Source organism: Staphylococcus hominis subsp. hominis (genome assembly GCF_002901845.1).
Classification (GTDB): Bacteria; Bacillota; Bacilli; order Staphylococcales; family Staphylococcaceae; genus Staphylococcus; species Staphylococcus hominis.
Map to the genome: position 1 here is coordinate 340,240 of NZ_PPQE01000030.1, position 16,981 is coordinate 357,220.

15 protein-coding genes and 1 riboswitch are annotated in these 16,981 nt (G+C 33.2%); of the genes, 3 read left to right on the forward strand and 12 right to left on the reverse strand.

Annotation, left to right across the window (positions count from 1 at the left end; all coding sequences use genetic code 11):
• Positions 1-80 precede the first annotated feature (80 nt).
• Together CD034_RS10780 and CD034_RS10785 are read right to left on the reverse strand one after the other, a co-directional pair.
• Positions 81-674 (reverse strand): sugar O-acetyltransferase, encoded by a 594-nt coding sequence (locus CD034_RS10780; RefSeq protein WP_002449256.1) that lies wholly within the window; start codon positions 672-674, stop codon positions 81-83.
• Between the two features lie 94 nt (positions 675-768).
• Positions 769-1,638 carry an SDR family oxidoreductase gene (locus tag CD034_RS10785; RefSeq protein ID WP_071859582.1) on the reverse strand — a complete coding sequence of 290 codons (870 nt, stop codon included), beginning with the start codon at positions 1,636-1,638 and terminating at the stop codon, positions 769-771.
• A gap of 196 nt (positions 1,639-1,834) precedes the next feature.
• Between CD034_RS10785 and cwrA the strand changes: the two genes are divergently transcribed.
• From cwrA to copZ, 3 genes are all read left to right on the forward strand, one after another.
• Positions 1,835-2,041 (forward strand): cell wall inhibition responsive protein CwrA, encoded by a 207-nt coding sequence (gene cwrA, locus CD034_RS10790; RefSeq protein WP_002454819.1) that lies wholly within the window; start codon positions 1,835-1,837, stop codon positions 2,039-2,041.
• Positions 2,042-2,175: 134 nt separating this feature from the next.
• The gene (locus CD034_RS10795; protein ID WP_049432726.1) at positions 2,176-4,563 is read left to right on the forward strand and encodes a heavy metal translocating P-type ATPase; all 2,388 of its coding nucleotides are present in this window, start codon (positions 2,176-2,178) and stop codon (positions 4,561-4,563) included.
• Positions 4,564-4,651: 88 nt separating this feature from the next.
• Positions 4,652-4,861 carry a copper chaperone CopZ gene (gene copZ / locus CD034_RS10800; protein ID WP_002449345.1) on the forward strand — a complete coding sequence of 70 codons (210 nt, stop codon included), beginning with the start codon at positions 4,652-4,654 and terminating at the stop codon, positions 4,859-4,861.
• Between the two features lie 37 nt (positions 4,862-4,898).
• On the opposite strand, the gene CD034_RS10805 is transcribed toward copZ, so the two are convergent.
• The 10 genes from CD034_RS10805 to CD034_RS10850 all read right to left on the reverse strand — a co-directional run bounded on the left by CD034_RS10805 (position 4,899) and on the right by CD034_RS10850 (position 16,825).
• Entirely contained in the window at positions 4,899-5,897 is a 999-nt protein-coding gene (locus CD034_RS10805; RefSeq protein WP_103288387.1) for a D-lactate dehydrogenase, read from the reverse strand.
• 27 nt (positions 5,898-5,924) lie between these two features.
• Positions 5,925-7,094 carry an aminotransferase class I/II-fold pyridoxal phosphate-dependent enzyme gene (locus CD034_RS10810; protein WP_002454816.1) on the reverse strand — a complete coding sequence of 390 codons (1,170 nt, stop codon included), beginning with the start codon at positions 7,092-7,094 and terminating at the stop codon, positions 5,925-5,927.
• Between the two features lie 68 nt (positions 7,095-7,162).
• A riboswitch (SAM riboswitch) is annotated at positions 7,163-7,277 on the reverse strand.
• Positions 7,278-7,340: 63 nt separating this feature from the next.
• Complete coding sequence (locus tag CD034_RS10815) at positions 7,341-8,846, reverse strand: phytoene desaturase family protein (RefSeq protein WP_049437208.1); 1,506 nt, start codon at positions 8,844-8,846, stop codon at positions 7,341-7,343.
• Between the two features lie 11 nt (positions 8,847-8,857).
• Positions 8,858-9,724, reverse strand: a complete 867-nt coding sequence (locus CD034_RS10820; protein ID WP_064206737.1) for a phytoene/squalene synthase family protein — start codon at positions 9,722-9,724, stop codon at positions 8,858-8,860.
• A gap of 29 nt (positions 9,725-9,753) precedes the next feature.
• Positions 9,754-10,875 carry a glycosyltransferase family 2 protein gene (locus CD034_RS10825; RefSeq protein ID WP_172457923.1) on the reverse strand — a complete coding sequence of 374 codons (1,122 nt, stop codon included), beginning with the start codon at positions 10,873-10,875 and terminating at the stop codon, positions 9,754-9,756.
• Between the two features lie 14 nt (positions 10,876-10,889).
• Complete coding sequence (locus CD034_RS10830) at positions 10,890-12,398, reverse strand: phytoene desaturase family protein (RefSeq protein WP_103288389.1); 1,509 nt, start codon at positions 12,396-12,398, stop codon at positions 10,890-10,892.
• A complete protein-coding gene (locus CD034_RS10835; protein WP_103288390.1) occupies positions 12,388-12,885 on the reverse strand; it encodes a glycosyl-4,4'-diaponeurosporenoate acyltransferase CrtO family protein in 498 nt (165 codons plus the stop codon). The genes CD034_RS10830 and CD034_RS10835 overlap by 11 nt, the downstream gene beginning before the upstream one ends.
• A 191-nt stretch (positions 12,886-13,076) precedes the next feature.
• Entirely contained in the window at positions 13,077-13,805 is a 729-nt protein-coding gene (locus tag CD034_RS10840) for an aggregation-promoting factor C-terminal-like domain-containing protein (protein WP_070715468.1), read from the reverse strand.
• A 425-nt stretch (positions 13,806-14,230) separates the two neighbouring features.
• Positions 14,231-15,655, reverse strand: coding sequence for a phosphate--AMP phosphotransferase (locus CD034_RS10845; RefSeq protein ID WP_087436310.1), 1,425 nt, complete (start codon positions 15,653-15,655; stop codon positions 14,231-14,233).
• A 111-nt stretch (positions 15,656-15,766) separates the two neighbouring features.
• A complete protein-coding gene (locus CD034_RS10850) occupies positions 15,767-16,825 on the reverse strand; it encodes a PTS sugar transporter subunit IIC (RefSeq protein ID WP_002449546.1) in 1,059 nt (352 codons plus the stop codon).
• Between the last annotated feature and the right edge of the window lie 156 nt (positions 16,826-16,981).

Here is a 16,981-nt window from a genome sequence, read left to right on the forward strand (position 1 = left end):
TAATTTCAATACAAATTGTTATTTTACATAAAAATCAACCTTTAAGCATACGTGTTACTGCTTAAAGGTTGGTTACTATATTATTCAAAGTGATTAGGTATATTTATCGTTTCATTTTGATCAATCGTTCTTATCACTTTTGCTGGCACTCCAGCAGCTAAACTATTCGGTGGAATATCGTTTGTTACAACACTACCTGCTGCAATAACTGAGCCATCACCAATTGAAACACCTGGTGTCACTGTCACACTCGCACCAAACCAAATATTACTTCCTATATGAATAGGTTTTGCCAATTCCCATCCTTTATTACGATCTTGATAATTGAGTGGATGATGTGCTGTATATAGTCCACATGATGGTCCTATAAAGACGTTATCGCCGATCGTAATGCCACCACCATCCATCAAATAACTATTGCTATTGATAAACACGTTTTCTCCAACTTTTATATTCCAACCATAATCTGTGTCAAATGGACTGCTGATTGAAAGTTGTTTCGCTTCATAGCCAAGTAATTCTTTTAAAATCGCTTGGCGTTTTTCTATATCACTAGGTCGTGTATGATTATATTCAAAGCATAAGTCTTTAGCACTTTGTCTGTCCATTCTTAATTCCTTATCAAAGTTTGCATCGTACCATTCGTGTGCTAACATTTTTTCTTTTTCAGTCATTGTCTTTTCCTCTTTTCTTTCTATAAATATAAAAAGTATTCTCCCTACGCTATACGTAGACAGAATACTTTATTATCTTCATAAGTACTACATACTAAGACGTAATATAATCGCCACCATTAACATGGATAATTTGACCTGTAATATAAGAACTATCTGCATAACTTGCTAAGAATACATAAGCTGGCGCAAGTTCAGCAGGTTGACCACGTCGACCCATTGGTGTATCTCCACCTTGATTTTCTACCTTATCTTCATCAAATGTTGATGGAATTAATGGAGTATAAATTGGACCTGGCGCTACACCATTAACACGAATTCCTTTTTCCATCAACGAAGTTGCAATAGAACGTGTGAACGACACAATAGCACCTTTAGTTGCTGAGTAATCAATAAGGTGACCAGAACCACGATAAGCCGTTACACTTGTTGTATTAACAATTGCATCACCTTTACTTAAATGAGGTACTGCAGCTTGTGTTAAGAAGAACATACCAAAAATATTTGTTTTAAATGTTTCATTGAAATGTTCTGGTTTAATATCTAAAAAGTCTTCATTAGGAAATTGCACGCCACCATTATTTACTAATATATTAAGACCGCCAAAATCGTTAACAACAGTTTCAACAAGTTTTTTTGATTGATCAGCATCTTTTAAATCATGAGAATATGCTTTTGCTTTAACGCCGATTTCTTTTAAACGATTGATGGTATCTTCAGCATCTTCATGTTCATTATAATAACCAATAGCGACATCAGCGCCTTCTTTGGCGTATAAAATAGCTACTGAACGACCAATACCGGAGTCACCACCAGTGATTAATGCGACTTTTCCTTTTAGTTTACCGCCTGCCTTGTATTCTTCCATTTCAGCAATAGGTCTAGGATTCATATCTTTTTCAGAACCTGGTTGTTTTTCTTGTGTATAACCTTTAATTTTTTTATGAAAATTTAATAAGTCCATACCTCTTCACTCCTTCTTTATTTACTTAACCGTTCCCATTTCTTTAATTTTTAAAACAAAATGATTATGCTTACTACTTTTGAATGATACAAAGTCCGTACTAGAGATGCATGAAATTTTAACATAGAGTCTTTATAATATAATTAATCTAAAAAGCGTCTCATATAGAGATAAAGATAAAAAGGAGTGTTACAACATGAAAGGCATTCTAAAGGGTATCATTACCATTCTCATCATTTTAGGGATTGTAAAAACAGTTCAAGATCATGATTTAATGAATGAAGCCAACCAATACTATAATGAAGCTAAAAGTGGTGAACTTGTACGATCTATCACTCATCCTAACTTCAATAATTTTAAAGATTTAGATTTAAGCCATTTTAAACCCTCTGATTTCTTTTAATATGAATAGCTATTATGAATAAGAGAACAATATACTCATTTTATTTAGAGTAACATTGTTCTTTTTTTATTAAGCAAGATCATTGACTAATATACCCTAAGGGGGTATATTGAAGGTGGTAGGAGGTCGAACATATGACTCAAAATCATCAAATCACCTTGAATATCATTGGTATGACATGTGCCGCTTGTTCTAATCGTATTGAAAAACGATTGAATAAAATAGATGGCGTTCATGCTCAAGTGAATCTAGCAACTGAAAAAGCAACCATTGATTATCCTAACGATCAATATGAAGTAAGCGATTTTATTAAAACGATTCAAAAATTAGGATATGACGTTGAAACAGATAAAAGTGAACTAGACGTTATAGGTATGACGTGTGCTGCTTGTTCTAATCGTATTGAAAAAGTATTAAATAAAACAACAGGCGTTAAGCAAGCAACAGTCAATCTAACCACAGAACAAGCAACAATCGATTATTATCCAGGTCAAACTGATGTTGATACGCTCATTGGACGAATACAACATCTCGGCTATGATGCTAAACCTAAACAATCAAAAAAAGAACAAGCTTCTCGTAAAGTTCAAGAATTAAAAAGAAAACGTAATAAACTCATTATTTCAGCAATATTAGCTTTTCCATTACTTTTAACTATGCTTGTTCATTTATTTAATGTACCGTTACCTGAAATATTTATGAATCCTTGGTTTCAATTTATCTTAGCCACTCCCATTCAATTTATTATAGGATGGCAATTTTATGTTGGCGCATACAAGAATTTACGTAATGGTGGTGCCAATATGGATGTTCTTGTAGCACTTGGTACGAGTGCAGCTTATTTCTATAGTATTTATGAAATGAGTAAATGGTTATTAGACTCAAACGCACAGCCCCACCTTTATTTTGAAACCAGTGCTGTTTTAATCACTTTAATTTTATTTGGCAAGTATTTAGAAGCACGTGCAAAATCACAAACAACACATGCTTTAAATCAATTATTAAATTTACAAGCCAAAGAAGCACGTCTCATTAAAGATGATGGAACAGAAACAATGGTTCCGCTTCAAAATGTTCAAGTTGGAGACACCTTACTTGTTAAACCAGGAGAAAAAATTCCAGTAGATGCAAAAGTCATTAAAGGGACAACAACCGTAGATGAATCCATGCTAACTGGAGAATCCATGCCTATAGATAAAACAGTTGATAATGAAGTGATTGGTGCAACACTAAATAAAAATGGTGTCATTACCGTTCAAGCAACAAAAGTAGGTCAAGATACCGCTTTATCTAATATTATTAAAGTAGTTGAAGAAGCCCAAAGTTCAAAGGCACCTATTCAACGTTTAGCAGATATGATTTCTGGCTATTTCGTACCTATTGTTATTGGTATTGCCGTACTCGTCTTTATCATATGGATTATTTTCGTTCATCCTGGTCAATTTGAAGATGCACTCGTTGCCATGATCTCTGTATTAGTGATTGCTTGTCCATGCGCATTAGGACTTGCAACGCCAACTTCTATTATGGTTGGTACAGGACGTGCAGCAGAAGAAGGTATCTTGTTTAAAGGTGGCGAATATGTAGAACGTACTCATCAAATTGATACAGTGGTATTTGATAAAACGGGTACGTTGACACATGGTACACCAGAAGTGACTTACTTTAAAGGTGATGATACTTTATTACGATATGTAGCTTCTGCTGAAAATAATTCTGAACATCCTTTAGCAACCGCGATTGTTAAGTACGCTAAAACAAAACAGCTTACTTTAACAAATATAGAGCACTATGAAACATTACCAGGTCATGGTATTAAAGCTATAATCAATAATAAGACATTATTCATAGGCAACCGGTCATTAATGTCAAATCATCATATTGATACAACATCTTTATTAGATGAAATCACCCAAATTGAACAAAAAGGACAAACCGTCATGTTGATTGCATATGATCAGATATTACGTGGTTATATTGCTGTAGCAGACACTGTTAAATCTGAAGCCAAAGTTGCGGTTCAAGAACTAAAAGACATGAATTTACGTACGGTAATGATTACAGGTGATAACCACTCTACAGCTCAAGCTATCGCAAATGAAGTTGGTATTGATCATGTGATCGCCAATGTTCTTCCGGAAGATAAAGCTAAACATGTTGCTCATTTTCAAGATAAAGGTGAGAACGTTGCGATGGTTGGCGATGGTATTAATGATGCACCTGCTTTAGTTCAAGCAGATATTGGTATTGCCATGGGAACAGGTACTGAAGTTGCAATTGAAGCGGCTGATATTACTATCTTAGGTGGAGACATTGCTTTAGTTCCTAAAGCGATTCACGCAAGTCATAAAACCATTCGAAATATCAAACAGAATCTTTTTTGGGCGTTCGGTTATAATGCTGCTGGTATTCCTATTGCTGCAATGGGCTTACTCGCTCCATGGATTGCTGGTGCAGCGATGGCATTAAGTTCTGTAAGCGTTGTAACTAATGCATTACGTCTAAAACGAATGAAATTATAAATGAATTTTAAGCTTTATACTTTCATAAAAATTTAAAAAGCGTAAAATATGGGTATAGTCATTATGAAATACTCGGAGGTGACAATCAATGATTAATAAAGTCATTAAAGTAGATGGTATGAGTTGTGACCATTGTAAAAATACAATCGAATCAGCATTAGCTAAAATTAATGGTGTAAGAACTGCTGAAGTAGACCTTGATAAAAACGAAGTTCGTGTAGATTATAATGATGAACTCGTTTCAACGAAAGATTTACATGATACTATTGAAGATCAAGGCTATGATGTTAAAGAATAATAAAAAAGTTGGAGGTAACGCTCCAACTTTTTTTATTTTAATTTACTCTTAGTTTAGTCGTACCACTAGTTAAAACATCCATAGTTGCATCAAGTGCACCTACTATGAGATTTTTGACGGCCGCTTCTGTATAGAAAGCAATATGTGGTGTTAAAATAATATCTTCTCTTTTGATAAGTTGCTTTAACAATACATCATCTATCTCTTTTCCACGATAATCACCTGGGAATAACCCTCTTTCATATTCATATGTATCTAATGCAGCCCCTTTAATTCGACCACTATCTATAACAGAAAGTAAAGCTTGTGTATCTACAATTGATCCCCTTGCCGCATTCACAAATACGGCACCTTTTTTAAAGTTTGAAAAAACAACATTATTAAACAAATGATGATTATATTTCGTAGCTGGAATATGCACGGTAACAATATCAGCTTCTTTAATTGCTGCTTCTAATGTATCTTTATAATCAACGAATTTTGCTAAAGCGGTATTTGGAAATGGATCATAAGCAACAACCTTGCTGTTATAACCTTTTCCAAAAATTTCTGCCACAATCGAACCGATGCGTCCAGTACCAATTACTGCCACAGTTAAATCTCGGATAGATTGTGATAATATAGAAGGTTCCCAACGAAAATCATAATTGCGCACTTTATGTTGAATACGTTTTTGATACCTTACAATATTGATAGCTTGTGTAACAGCAAATTCAGCAATTGAACTTGGAGAATACGAGGGTACATTTGAGATAATGATGTCGTATTTAGTAGCTAAATCTAAGTCATACGTGTCAAATCCTGCACTACGTTGTGCAATTTGCTTAATTCCATATTGTTTCAATTTCGCAAAAACCTCTTCTGAAATTGGATGTTGTTGAGATAACGATAGACCATCAAATCCTTTTACAGTATCAACTGTTGTCTCTGTTAACATTTCTTTGGTTAAATCAACATCAACATTGTTTTGTTTCGCCCACTCGTTAATATATGGTATATCTTCATCTCTTACACTCATAATTTTAATTTTGGTCATATATTGATCATCTTCCTTCATAATTTTTTAACTATGCTTTGCTTTATACATATCAGCTAGGTCCATTAATCTACTAGCTGCTTCTTCTAACCATTTATCGTCTAATGCAAGTGAGATACGCACGTAATGTTTTCCATTTTCACCAAATGGTATACCTGGAGCAACTAAAATAGATTTCTCTTTTAATAAATATTGTTCAAAGGTTTCACTATCATAATCTGGAGGTGTACGTAACCATGAATAGATACCGCCTTTAGAATGCACAAATGGTAGATGGGCTTCACTTAATTTTGCTTCAAACTTATCTCGACGCCGTTTAAATGTTTCATTCTGTTCTTCTAAAAATTCATCATAATGATTAAGTGCATACGTCGCTGCATCTTGTAACGCACCAAACATTCCAGCATTTGTATGCGTTTGATATTTCTTTAATGCTTGAATCATGTCTTTATTTCCTACTGCAAACCCTACTCTGAAACCTGACATATTATATCCTTTTGAAAGTGAGAAAATTTCAATGGCGACATCTTTACCGTGTTCTGAAGCAAGTATGCTTGGATTTTTAGCATCAAAGCCAAAAGCACTATAAGCAAAGTCGTGCACGATTTTTGTCTTTGTACCTTTGAATCGTTCAATTGCTTCATCAAATACTTCTTTTGTAGCCGTTGATCCTGTTGGATTATTGGGATACGTTAAATAAACAAGCGTTGTGTTGTCTAGTACTCTCTTATCTACATTATCCCAATTTGGCAAATAATCTGGAGGATCTAAATTTAATGGAACAGGATTGGCATCTGCAAGCATCACTCCTGCTAAATAATCTGTATATCCAGGATCTGGAAGTAGCACATTTTCTCCAGGATTAACAACACATGTAGGTAACGCTACTAATCCATTTTTTGTACCATATAAAATACATACTTCATCTTCCTTATCTAATGTCACATTGTACTGACGTTGGTAAAAATTAACAATGGCCTCTTTAAATGATTCTTTACCATGAAAGGCACCATATTTTTGATTTTCAGGAATGCGAATCGCTTCAGAAAAATGCTCAATAATACCTTCTGGTGTTTCACCATCGGGAATGCCTACTGCCATATTAATAAGTGGTAAAGGGCCATGTTCTACTCTACGGCCCATCGTTTTTCCAAAATAGCTATCAGGAATGGCTGCTAATCTTTTTGAAATAACCATGTTATTCCTCCTTAAATAAAAAACTATATACCACTTTTGTGTGGCATATAGCTTCATAAGATATATGTCACTTATCTTTGAGGTTATTTATTATCCTCTTGGAATTAGCACAGTACTTTATATTTATGAAGCCTGTTGCTGAAGTTTCATTGGGCCAAATCCCTTCACTTCTCTCGATAAGTTCTTACGTATTAAGTCTTATTTTAACATTACACTGATAATTGTCAATTTTCAGATTTATTTATTCTATTTCATATTTTTTATATCTTCTAACATAGCCTCTGCTGTTATTTTAGCACTTGTTAATACAATGGGTACGCCTGCGCCTGGATGTGTACTTGCGCCTGCAAAATATAAATCTTTATAATCACGGGACACGTTAGGCGGACGGTAATAATTGCTTTGTGCTAAAGTAGGCATTAATCCAAAGGCTGTACCGAATTTAGCATTATAATGTGTTTCAAAATCTAAGGGTGTAAAAATAGTTTCGGATACGATATCGTTACGTAATCCTTTAAGTGATTCAATTGTTTCTGTTTTTTTGTAAATTTCATTTTTAACCTGTTCAATTATGGCTGGATTGTTCCAGTCGATTTGACCTGTTTTAAGCTCAGGTACTGGCATTAAAATGTACATACTTGTTTTTCCTTCAGGAGCCAATTCCTCATCTTCAACGGAGGGGAAATAAAGATATATAGAAGGGTCTTTCGGCAATCTTCCTTCAAAGATATCGTCAATATTCCCTCTAAAATCTTCAGCAAAAATCACATTATGCAAATGAACTTTATCTTTCAAATCTCTGTTTATTCCTGCATAAATTAAAAATGCAGAACATGAATAATCCATTTTATCTATCTTAGCAGGTGTATATTTTTTAAGTGGAGAATGACTTGGCATAAGATGTTGCGCTGCATATGGGAAGTCTGCCGTACATAATACTTTATCAAAACGACGAATATCTCCGTTCACTCTTAAACCATCCGCACGTTTAAATTTAGGGTCTATAATAATTTCTTGAACGTCTGAATTTAATTCAATACTGACTCCTAAATCTTGTGTAAGACGATGAAGACCTTTAGCAAAGCTATACATACCACCTTTGATATAATATACGCCATGCATCATTTCTATCATTGGGATAATTGAATAAATTGAAGGACCTTGCTTTGGATCGATCCCTATATATAGTGTTTGAAAAGCAAGTAATTTACGAATCTTTTCATTTTTAACATAGCTATCAATAAGATGATTTGCTTTACCAAGTGTTCTTAATTTCATGCCTCTATATAAAGCAATCGGATTATAAAATTCACTTGGTTTGCGGAAAGTGCGCTCTAAGAAATACTTACGTGCAATGTCATAACGTTTATAGACATCTGTTAAAAATGACATAAATCCATGTGTAGAACCTGGTTCAATCGCTTCTAAAGTCTGACTTAATTGAGGTAAATCTGTAGAGACACTTACTTTATCTTTATCTGAAAAATAGATATCAAAAATATGTGACAATTGGTGCATATCAATATAATTTTCAAAGTGTTTGCCGCACTCCTCAAATATAGCTTTATATACATCAGGTACCATAACAATAGTTGGACCTAAGTCAAAAGTAAAACCATCTTTTTTAAGTTGGTTCATTCTTCCTCCAACTTTTCCATTCTTCTCAAATATTGTCACATGATGTCCTTGTGAAGCTAATCGTGCTGCTGACGCCAATCCAGTGATTCCTGCGCCTATAACGGCAATATCCATAAACTTCCCACCTATTCTTTTACTTTATATTCTTTCTTTAATTCACGATAAATATGATTCTTTTTCCATTTGGAAACGTAAACACGCTGACTAAATGTGTAATTCGCTTTCCTTGTCTCATCAAGAATGCTTTTATATACGCGAGCTGCTAATTCTATAATAAAACGTGCTTCTTTGTCATACACATCTAGATGATTAAGTACCGCTTCATAGTCATTCTCTGCAATCGTTGCATAATATTCCCACAATTTTTTATATCTTTCAGAAGGGCCACTATTCATTTCATCATCCATTGATACGCCACATTGTTCTAATCGTTCGATACTTAAATAAACACGTCCGTTGTGATAATCTTCACCTACATCTCGAAGTATATTTGTTAGTTGTAAAGCTTCCCCTAGTTGTTTTCCATTTTCATATGTTTCTTTTGTAGGCGAAGTAGATAATACAGGTATAAGTAATACACCAACTGTTCCAGCGACGCCGTAACAATACTCCATTAAGGCATCATCAGTATCAAACATTGTAAAGTATTGATCGTTCATAACAGTATCTATTAATTCATATAATGCATCGTAATTCATTGGAAATGTTTGAGCTGTATCTGCAAAAGCAGTCATAATATGTTGATCACTTTCAAACGATTTTTGAATATCTGATTGACGCTCGATACGTTTTACGTCCTGTTTAATTTTATATAAATAATCGACATCTTGGTGAATATCAATACTATCGTCAATAATCCGACACACGGAATAAATCGCCCAAATAGCTCGTCGTTGTCGCTCTGGTAATAAATCAAATGCAAATGAAAAACTTTTAGAATAATCTTTCATTATTTTATGACAGTACTGATAACTTTCTTCTACAAAACTCATGAAGCGTCCCCCTGTTATACTTTACATGTTTACTTAATTTTAAAAGTACGCCCTTTCCATCTTACGTTTTTAGTAAAATGTGTCTGGCAATATGAATTTATAAATACAAATACAAACACTATAAATAATAATGGATTCATGATTAAAAATAATATTGAAAAATTCCCTACACGCTTATGTAGTCTTATAAATTGAATAAGATATAAAACATAAGACAATCCTGCCCATTTTTTTGTTACGGTTTTCGTAACAAAACTGAGCAACAATAAGATGTGACTAAATGTTATGCCCATCATCCATGTCATAATCATAAACATAATCGTACCCTCAGTTCCAGAAGCACCAGTCGCAAAATGTTTTGTCCAACCTTGTATCAAAGATTTAGGTCCTTCTTCATACATTCTAAATCCTACAAACCCTTTACCTTCATAACAGGATACAGGTAGATTATATTTCGAGAAAGCTTGAGCAAGAGCAAATCCTTCAATAATATGACATTCAGCATTTTTATGACCTTGGGTTAAAACGTAATCCTCTTTCTTCATTACTGTAACTGGACCAAATGCTAATGTTTGCTTATGATGAGATAAACTTGAAAATTGATTCATTCCAACAACTGTCATCAAATTAAATAAAGCTGAAAACTGTTCATATGCTTTTTTGACGAGATGATAGGGTTGAATACTTAATAGTCCACGATATGATTGGTTTTCATAAGCTTGTAATATAGATTCTAAAGCATGTGAATCTAATAGCTGTACATCAGCATCTATAAAGATAAAAATATCTGACGTTGCATACTGAACACCTTGATAACAAGCAAACGATTTACCATACCATCGTGCATCGTCACCTTCTACGACATCTATTACTTTAGCACCGTAAGATAATGCTACTACTCTAGTATTATCTTTAGATCCATCATTCATCACAATAATTTCTGGAGAGATAGACTGTTGATTTAAGCTCGTCAATAAGCGTGGTAATCGAACTTCTTCATCTCTAGCCGGAATAATAATACTGATAGATGGATAATTTTTCTTAGTTGTTTTTTTATTATATTGAAGTAGTCGTTGACGATTATACATAAAGTATCCGCTCGCTATTGAAGCACCGAGTAATGGGTATAATAGTTTAGCTAATCGTTTCATCATTGAGTGTCTCCTTAAGGCTGATATTTTAATAATTTCGCCTCTTCTATGGCATTAATTTTATCTGCTACTTGTTGTCCACTCAGTGTTACCATTGGCATACCTCCACCTGGGTTGACAGAACCGCCAACAAAGAATAAATTATCAAAATATTGACTTTGTTTAGGAAATTTAAAACCTTTGTTTTTCTTTTTATCTGCCACTACTCCATAAATGGCACCTCTATTCGATGCGTAATTGCTCTCAATATCATGAGGTGTCCATACATCTTCATAAATAATATGTTCTCTTAAATTGGTTAAACCCATGTTTTCTAGTTTATCTAAAACTCTTTCTCGAAATTCATCATATTGTTCTTTAGTAAACGGTTGATCTTGGATATACGGAATATGCGGTAATACTTTTAAATTTTCATATCCCTTAGGAGCTTGTGCTTCGTCCGTTTTATTACTATTAACGAGATAAATGGTAGGGTCTTGTGGTAACACCTTCTCATGAAAAACTTCATAATAATTTTGTTTAGAATCATTTGAAAATAAGAAGTTGTGGTGAGCCAATTGAGGATAAGATGTATTAACACCTAAATGCATCACATAACCAGAACTGGCGGGTTCAAATATTTTTTCTAAATTTTCCAACTTTTTATCAGAAAAATGAAGTAGATCTCGATACGTTGGTATGACTTCTCTATTAGAGACAATGTAATCAGCATGAATGTGCTGACCATTATCAAGTCTTACCCCTATGACTTGATTGAAATAGGTATCAATGCTTGTTACGTCAATACCTTTATGAATCTGAACCCCTACCTCTTCAGCAAGTCGTTCTAAAGCATTGGCTAAATGATGAATACCACCTTTGACATACCATAATCCTTGTTCATACTGCATATGTACTAACATAGTTAATACAGCAGGTGCATCATATGAAGACGATCCAACATATTTGATAAAATATCCTAACATATCTTGAAGTTCAGGTTTGTTTATATATCGATTAATCGCTTGTTGCATTGTTGAAAAATAATCTACACCTTTTAAAGATTTAAAAGGACCCTGATATTTAAGAATGTCCGTTACCGTATCTAAACCTAAAGCGAAGTATCCATCTTCAGTAAATCGATGTATTTTTTCTGCATAATTTAGAAAATTAGATAATTGCTGAATATCATAGTCTGTTAAATGGCTATTCTTATTTTCCGTCTGTTCTAAATCTTCATATAAGTCAATCACTTTACCATTTGTAAAAAAACTACGCCATTGAAGTGGTAAGCGTTCAATTGTCACATAATCTGCCATTTCTTTATTACTATGGTAAAATAAATTTTCAAAAATATAAGGCATAGTTAGGATAGAAGGGCCTAAATCGAAACCAAATCCTTCGGTTTCTAATCGATTCACTTTACCACCTATATGTGTATTTTTTTCAAATAAATCTACGTGATAACCACTTTGCGCTAAACGTATAGCAGCTGATATACCTCCTAATCCACCGCCAATAACGACAATTGTTTTATTCGCCATCATCCATACCTCTCTTGTACTTTAATTGGTAATATCTCTCTAATCTTGGTCGATTATAACGTTGTGTCAATATAATCGGTACATTTGCTAATAAAGCATATAGTATATTTATTGTTTTAATACATTTAGGTGCTTTTACAAAGACAATAACTGGCAGTATAGAAAGCCAATGTACTAATTCAGCTCGTCTCATTTCGATAATCATTTTATAAACACTTTCTTGAGTTAGTGGTTTCAAAACATGCTTATTATAAACATTTTTATTTAGGGATTCTCCTTCTGGAATATACCCTTTCCATCTATTAATAAGAAAAAGACGATTCCATAACTGCCCACCTTGTTCAAAAGGAAATGTTTTAAACCAATGATGATATGTATCAAAAAAAGAACTAGGCACTTTTGTAAATAAGTGAGATAGCGACATTTGAGTAACCGACCAATATACACTATGATATACACCTAACGTTATTAATTTTTTAATTTCCATATCGCATCACCCTCTTTCAATATAGTTATGTTCATTATAATTAAAACTGTTCACCATTAAAAGAAAGTCGTTTTATATGTATTCATCAAGAAAATAAGCTTATATTATTTAAAAAAGATAAAAAAAAGAGAACGACAATGTCGTTCTCTTACTTGATAACTCGATGTCCTATCCAGTTATCGATTTAAATCTTACCACCAACCGTGGCCTTGACGGAAAGCAATTGCTGCATCCCATGAGCCGTAACGTGATTTAGCATAGTTAACCATACCTTGAGTTTGTGTAGCTACTGAACCAGTACCCCAAGCTTCTTTAGTTTGACCTAAACCTCTGTAACCAATTGGGTTAACAGCATTTGGATTACCACCAGATTCCGGCATTACGATAGCATTCCAAGCAGCTTCAGTACCACCGTTAGCTAAGAATTGGGCTTTAACTGATCCACCAGTTGAAGCAGTTGAGTATGAAGTAGTTTTTGGTGCTGAGTATGAAGTCGTACGAGCACTGTAGTTACTGTAGCTAGACGTTCTTTGTACTGGAGCTGAAACAGCTTTTACATTTGAAGTGCTAGCTTGATTATTTGAACTTACTGATTGAGTTGAAGCTTGATTATAAGAATCAGTGTAGTCAGTAGTTGATTGAGCTGTATCAGCACCACCAGTGTAAGTGTAGTTCCAAGACCAAGTGTTACCATTTGAAGTGAAAGTATATTTGAAACCATCTTGTACGAATGAAATGTTGTATGCACCAGCTTGTACTGGGTGAGCATTTAATTCAGATGGGTTATTTTGAGCTAAATCAGCTAAATGTGAATAGTTAGTTGTTTGTTCAGATGCATGTGCACTGTGATCGTTTGTTAAAGCATATCCTGTTAAACCTAAAGTTACTGCTAATGACGAAGCGATTACTGTCTTTTTCATAATAAATAATTCCTCCAAAATTGAAATATATATTTTCGTTATGTTTCATTCTTTATTTAAGATTAATTTCTGTTTTGATTTGTTGTTTAACTTTTGACAATAGCTACTATAACACAAAATTTGTAGAATAGTATTACGCTTATTTTACAAAAAATTACAATTAACCCATCATTTTGTAATATTGAAATATATTAAATACTTCCTGTAATATATAAAATCTATCAATATGGAGTTTATTTTTATTATAAATTAACGTTTTACAATACTTTCTTACAAAATTCACAATACTTTAACGTCATTAGTCATATTACAAATTAATATTTTGTTACATTACTGTAATATTTTTAAAATGTAATTGGCTATTTAAATTCTTTACTTTTGATAAAAAACAAGAGCTTGCACGTATTAAGTTTCCTTATTTATTTTTAATAATCTTTTACTCCCCAAAGTACCTTTTCACAATTACGAATAATATATTTTAGTATCTCAATACGAGAGGTTTTTTTATGATCAGCAGGGACAACAAGCCATGGTGCATAGGATGTATTTGTTTTCTCAACCATATCGTGACTTGATTCCACGTATAAATCCCATTTTTCTCTATTTCGCCAGTCTTCATCTGTAATTTTCCATTGTTTATTAACATTTTCTTGACGATCTTTAAAACGTTTTAATTGTTCTTCTTTATCTAATGTAAGGAAGAATTTTAAAATAATTGCTCCTTCATCTGTCCACATTTTCTCAAATGCGTTTATTTCATCATATGCACGTTGCCATTCATCGATAGTAGCAAAACCTTCGACACGCTCTACCAATACACGACCATACCAACTTCTATCGAATAATTCGATGTGCCCTGTTCTTGGCATTTCCTTCGCAAATCGCCATAAATAATGATGTTTTAATTCAACATCTGTAGGGGCACTAATTCCATTCACCCGATAACCCGTTGGATCTAATTTTTCTCTAATTCGTTTAATATTTCCACCTTTACCAGCTGCATCCATACCTTCAAATACTAAAATAAGTGGAATCTTTCTATCATATAAAGCGAATTGAATTTCTCTCATACGATTTTGTAATTCCTCGATGAGCTGTTTATATTCATCTTTTTTTACTTTATCCACCTTTCTATCAAAAAGGTGTGTTTTAAAATTAGAATGAAATTTACCGTCTCGCTGTTCTTCTTTTTGCTCATGCTTCTCAATCGCTGTTTCAAGACGTTTGATAATATGTTCATACATTGTTTCGATTGCTTTTTCTCTTTCGGTATAATCAATGATTTCCCATGCTTTATCATTTTTTATAAATTGACGCATATCTTTAAGGTAAATATCTGTTGGAAGTACATTACTATATTCTTGAACTTTCCAACGCGTCAATGGGTTATCTTTGGTTTGTTGAATATGTTCTTGACGCTTTTCTTCATTAATTTCTATGAAAAACTTAATGATTTCATAGTGATCTCGTTTAAGCATATTTTCAAAAGAAGAAATTTGTTGTTTGAGTACATCATAGTTTTTATATTTGTCGTGTTTAATTTTATTTTCTCTATAATCTAGATAATGAGAATACCAGCTTCTAAAATAAATATTTATATCACCTTTTTTAGGTAAGGTATTCCAATATTTTTGTAAAAATTGATATCTTAAATCATCCTGTTTAGGTGACTGTGTCGCAATAAATTGTGTATACTTCGCATCTAAATTTAATAATAACTCATTAGATAAGCGCGTCTTCCCAGATGCAGGTACACCTTCAAATAATATCATCACTGGAATGCCTAGTTCATGTGTACGTCGTGTTAATTCTGCTGTTTTTAATGCTAAAGCTTCAATTTTTTTCGCCATTAACCCTTCATCCTTTTAATCTTTTTTCTATTTTATTGTAACATTATTGACGTTTATCATTTAAATTTAAAAATGCCTGAGACAATTCATCATGTCCCAGGCTTAATACGTTTATCCCATAAATTTGTAAATATCATTTGTAAATAATTTTAAGACTCTGCGTAAAATAACATCTAGTATAAATGCTGTTACTAAAGGTACAACAAAAAAACCAATAATAATTAGGATGATACTCATAACGGCTGAATCGACATGTAAAAATTTAAATGCACTAATCGGCCCAATCATGCCAATAAATCCAAATCCTGCAGATTCTTTTGTTCCAGCAATACCGATAAGACTACCCACTACACCAGAAATCGCTGCGGTAATCAAAATAGGTAACATAATAATTGGATATTTCACCATATTTGGCATCATCATTTTCACGCCACCAAAGAAAATAGAAATTGGTACTGCGACACGATTTACTTGACTTGTGCCAATAAGTAAAACAGCTTCAGTAGCTGAAATACCAATTGAAGCTGAACCTGCTGCTAAACCTGTAATACCAATGGCAATAGCGATAGCTACTGTTGATAATGGAGAAATAATAATAAAACTAAATACCATTGATATTAACATACACATCAATACAGGTTGTAATTCAGTGAAACTATTAATCATATTACCAATCGCAATATTTATAGTATGTACATATGGTAGGATGAGCACACCAATAGTAGCTGAGAGACCTCCAACAATTGTTGGATAAACAATCAATGCCATACTTCCTACACGTTTTTCAATAAGTAGAATAAATAAAACTGCAATTGCTGCAGTAATCATCGTATTGATGAGGTCACCAATACCTGCAATAATCCAAGCCCCATTCTTAAATTGAGCAGCGCCACTTCCTACATAAGCTGCACTTGATACGACTGCAATCGCAAGAGGAGTCATATTAAATTTAATTGCAATTAACGCACCTACTAATGCTGGTACAGTAAATTGTAATGCTTGAACAACATGTAGTAATGTTGCAAAAATAGGATGGTGATGCATAAGTGCTTTAAAGATTTCACCTAAAATGGCATTCGGTACTAAACCTACCACAATCCCAATAGCCACTCCGGAAAGTACTCTAAAAATAAAATCTCCAACGCTTATTTTTCTAAGTTCTGTTGTCATTCTTATACCTCCTATAATATTTTGTTGTTGTATTAAGTAATGATAAAAAATACTATAACACATTTTCTAAATTTTCAGAATATTTATTTTATCATTTTCTTAAATTTTTCTGGTTTTATGGATATTTTAAGAATTTTGACCAACAATATATATGTA

Excerpts from the sequence above, each read along its gene's own strand:
- CD034_RS10815 (WP_049437208.1), bottom strand. The coding sequence starts at position 8,846 with ATGGATATTGCCGTTATAGGCGCAGGAATCACTGGATTGGCGTCAGCA.
- CD034_RS10825 (WP_172457923.1), bottom strand. The coding sequence starts at position 10,875 with ATGAAACGATTAGCTAAACTATTATACCCATTACTCGGTGCTTCAATA.
- copZ (WP_002449345.1), top strand. The coding sequence starts at position 4,652 with ATGATTAATAAAGTCATTAAAGTAGATGGTATGAGTTGTGACCATTGT.
- CD034_RS10810 (WP_002454816.1), bottom strand. The coding sequence starts at position 7,094 with ATGGTTATTTCAAAAAGATTAGCAGCCATTCCTGATAGCTATTTTGGA.
- CD034_RS10785 (WP_071859582.1), bottom strand. The coding sequence starts at position 1,638 with ATGGACTTATTAAATTTTCATAAAAAAATTAAAGGTTATACACAAGAA.
- CD034_RS10805 (WP_103288387.1), bottom strand. The coding sequence starts at position 5,897 with ATGACCAAAATTAAAATTATGAGTGTAAGAGATGAAGATATACCATAT.
- CD034_RS10820 (WP_064206737.1), bottom strand. The coding sequence starts at position 9,724 with ATGAGTTTTGTAGAAGAAAGTTATCAGTACTGTCATAAAATAATGAAA.
- CD034_RS10845 (WP_087436310.1), bottom strand. The coding sequence starts at position 15,655 with ATGGCGAAAAAAATTGAAGCTTTAGCATTAAAAACAGCAGAATTAACA.
- CD034_RS10835 (WP_103288390.1), bottom strand. The coding sequence starts at position 12,885 with ATGGAAATTAAAAAATTAATAACGTTAGGTGTATATCATAGTGTATAT.
- CD034_RS10830 (WP_103288389.1), bottom strand. The coding sequence starts at position 12,398 with ATGGCGAATAAAACAATTGTCGTTATTGGCGGTGGATTAGGAGGTATA.
- CD034_RS10780 (WP_002449256.1), bottom strand. The coding sequence starts at position 674 with ATGACTGAAAAAGAAAAAATGTTAGCACACGAATGGTACGATGCAAAC.
- CD034_RS10840 (WP_070715468.1), bottom strand. The coding sequence starts at position 13,805 with ATGAAAAAGACAGTAATCGCTTCGTCATTAGCAGTAACTTTAGGTTTA.
- CD034_RS10850 (WP_002449546.1), bottom strand. The coding sequence starts at position 16,825 with ATGACAACAGAACTTAGAAAAATAAGCGTTGGAGATTTTATTTTTAGA.
- CD034_RS10795 (WP_049432726.1), top strand. The coding sequence starts at position 2,176 with ATGACTCAAAATCATCAAATCACCTTGAATATCATTGGTATGACATGT.
- cwrA (WP_002454819.1), top strand. The coding sequence starts at position 1,835 with ATGAAAGGCATTCTAAAGGGTATCATTACCATTCTCATCATTTTAGGG.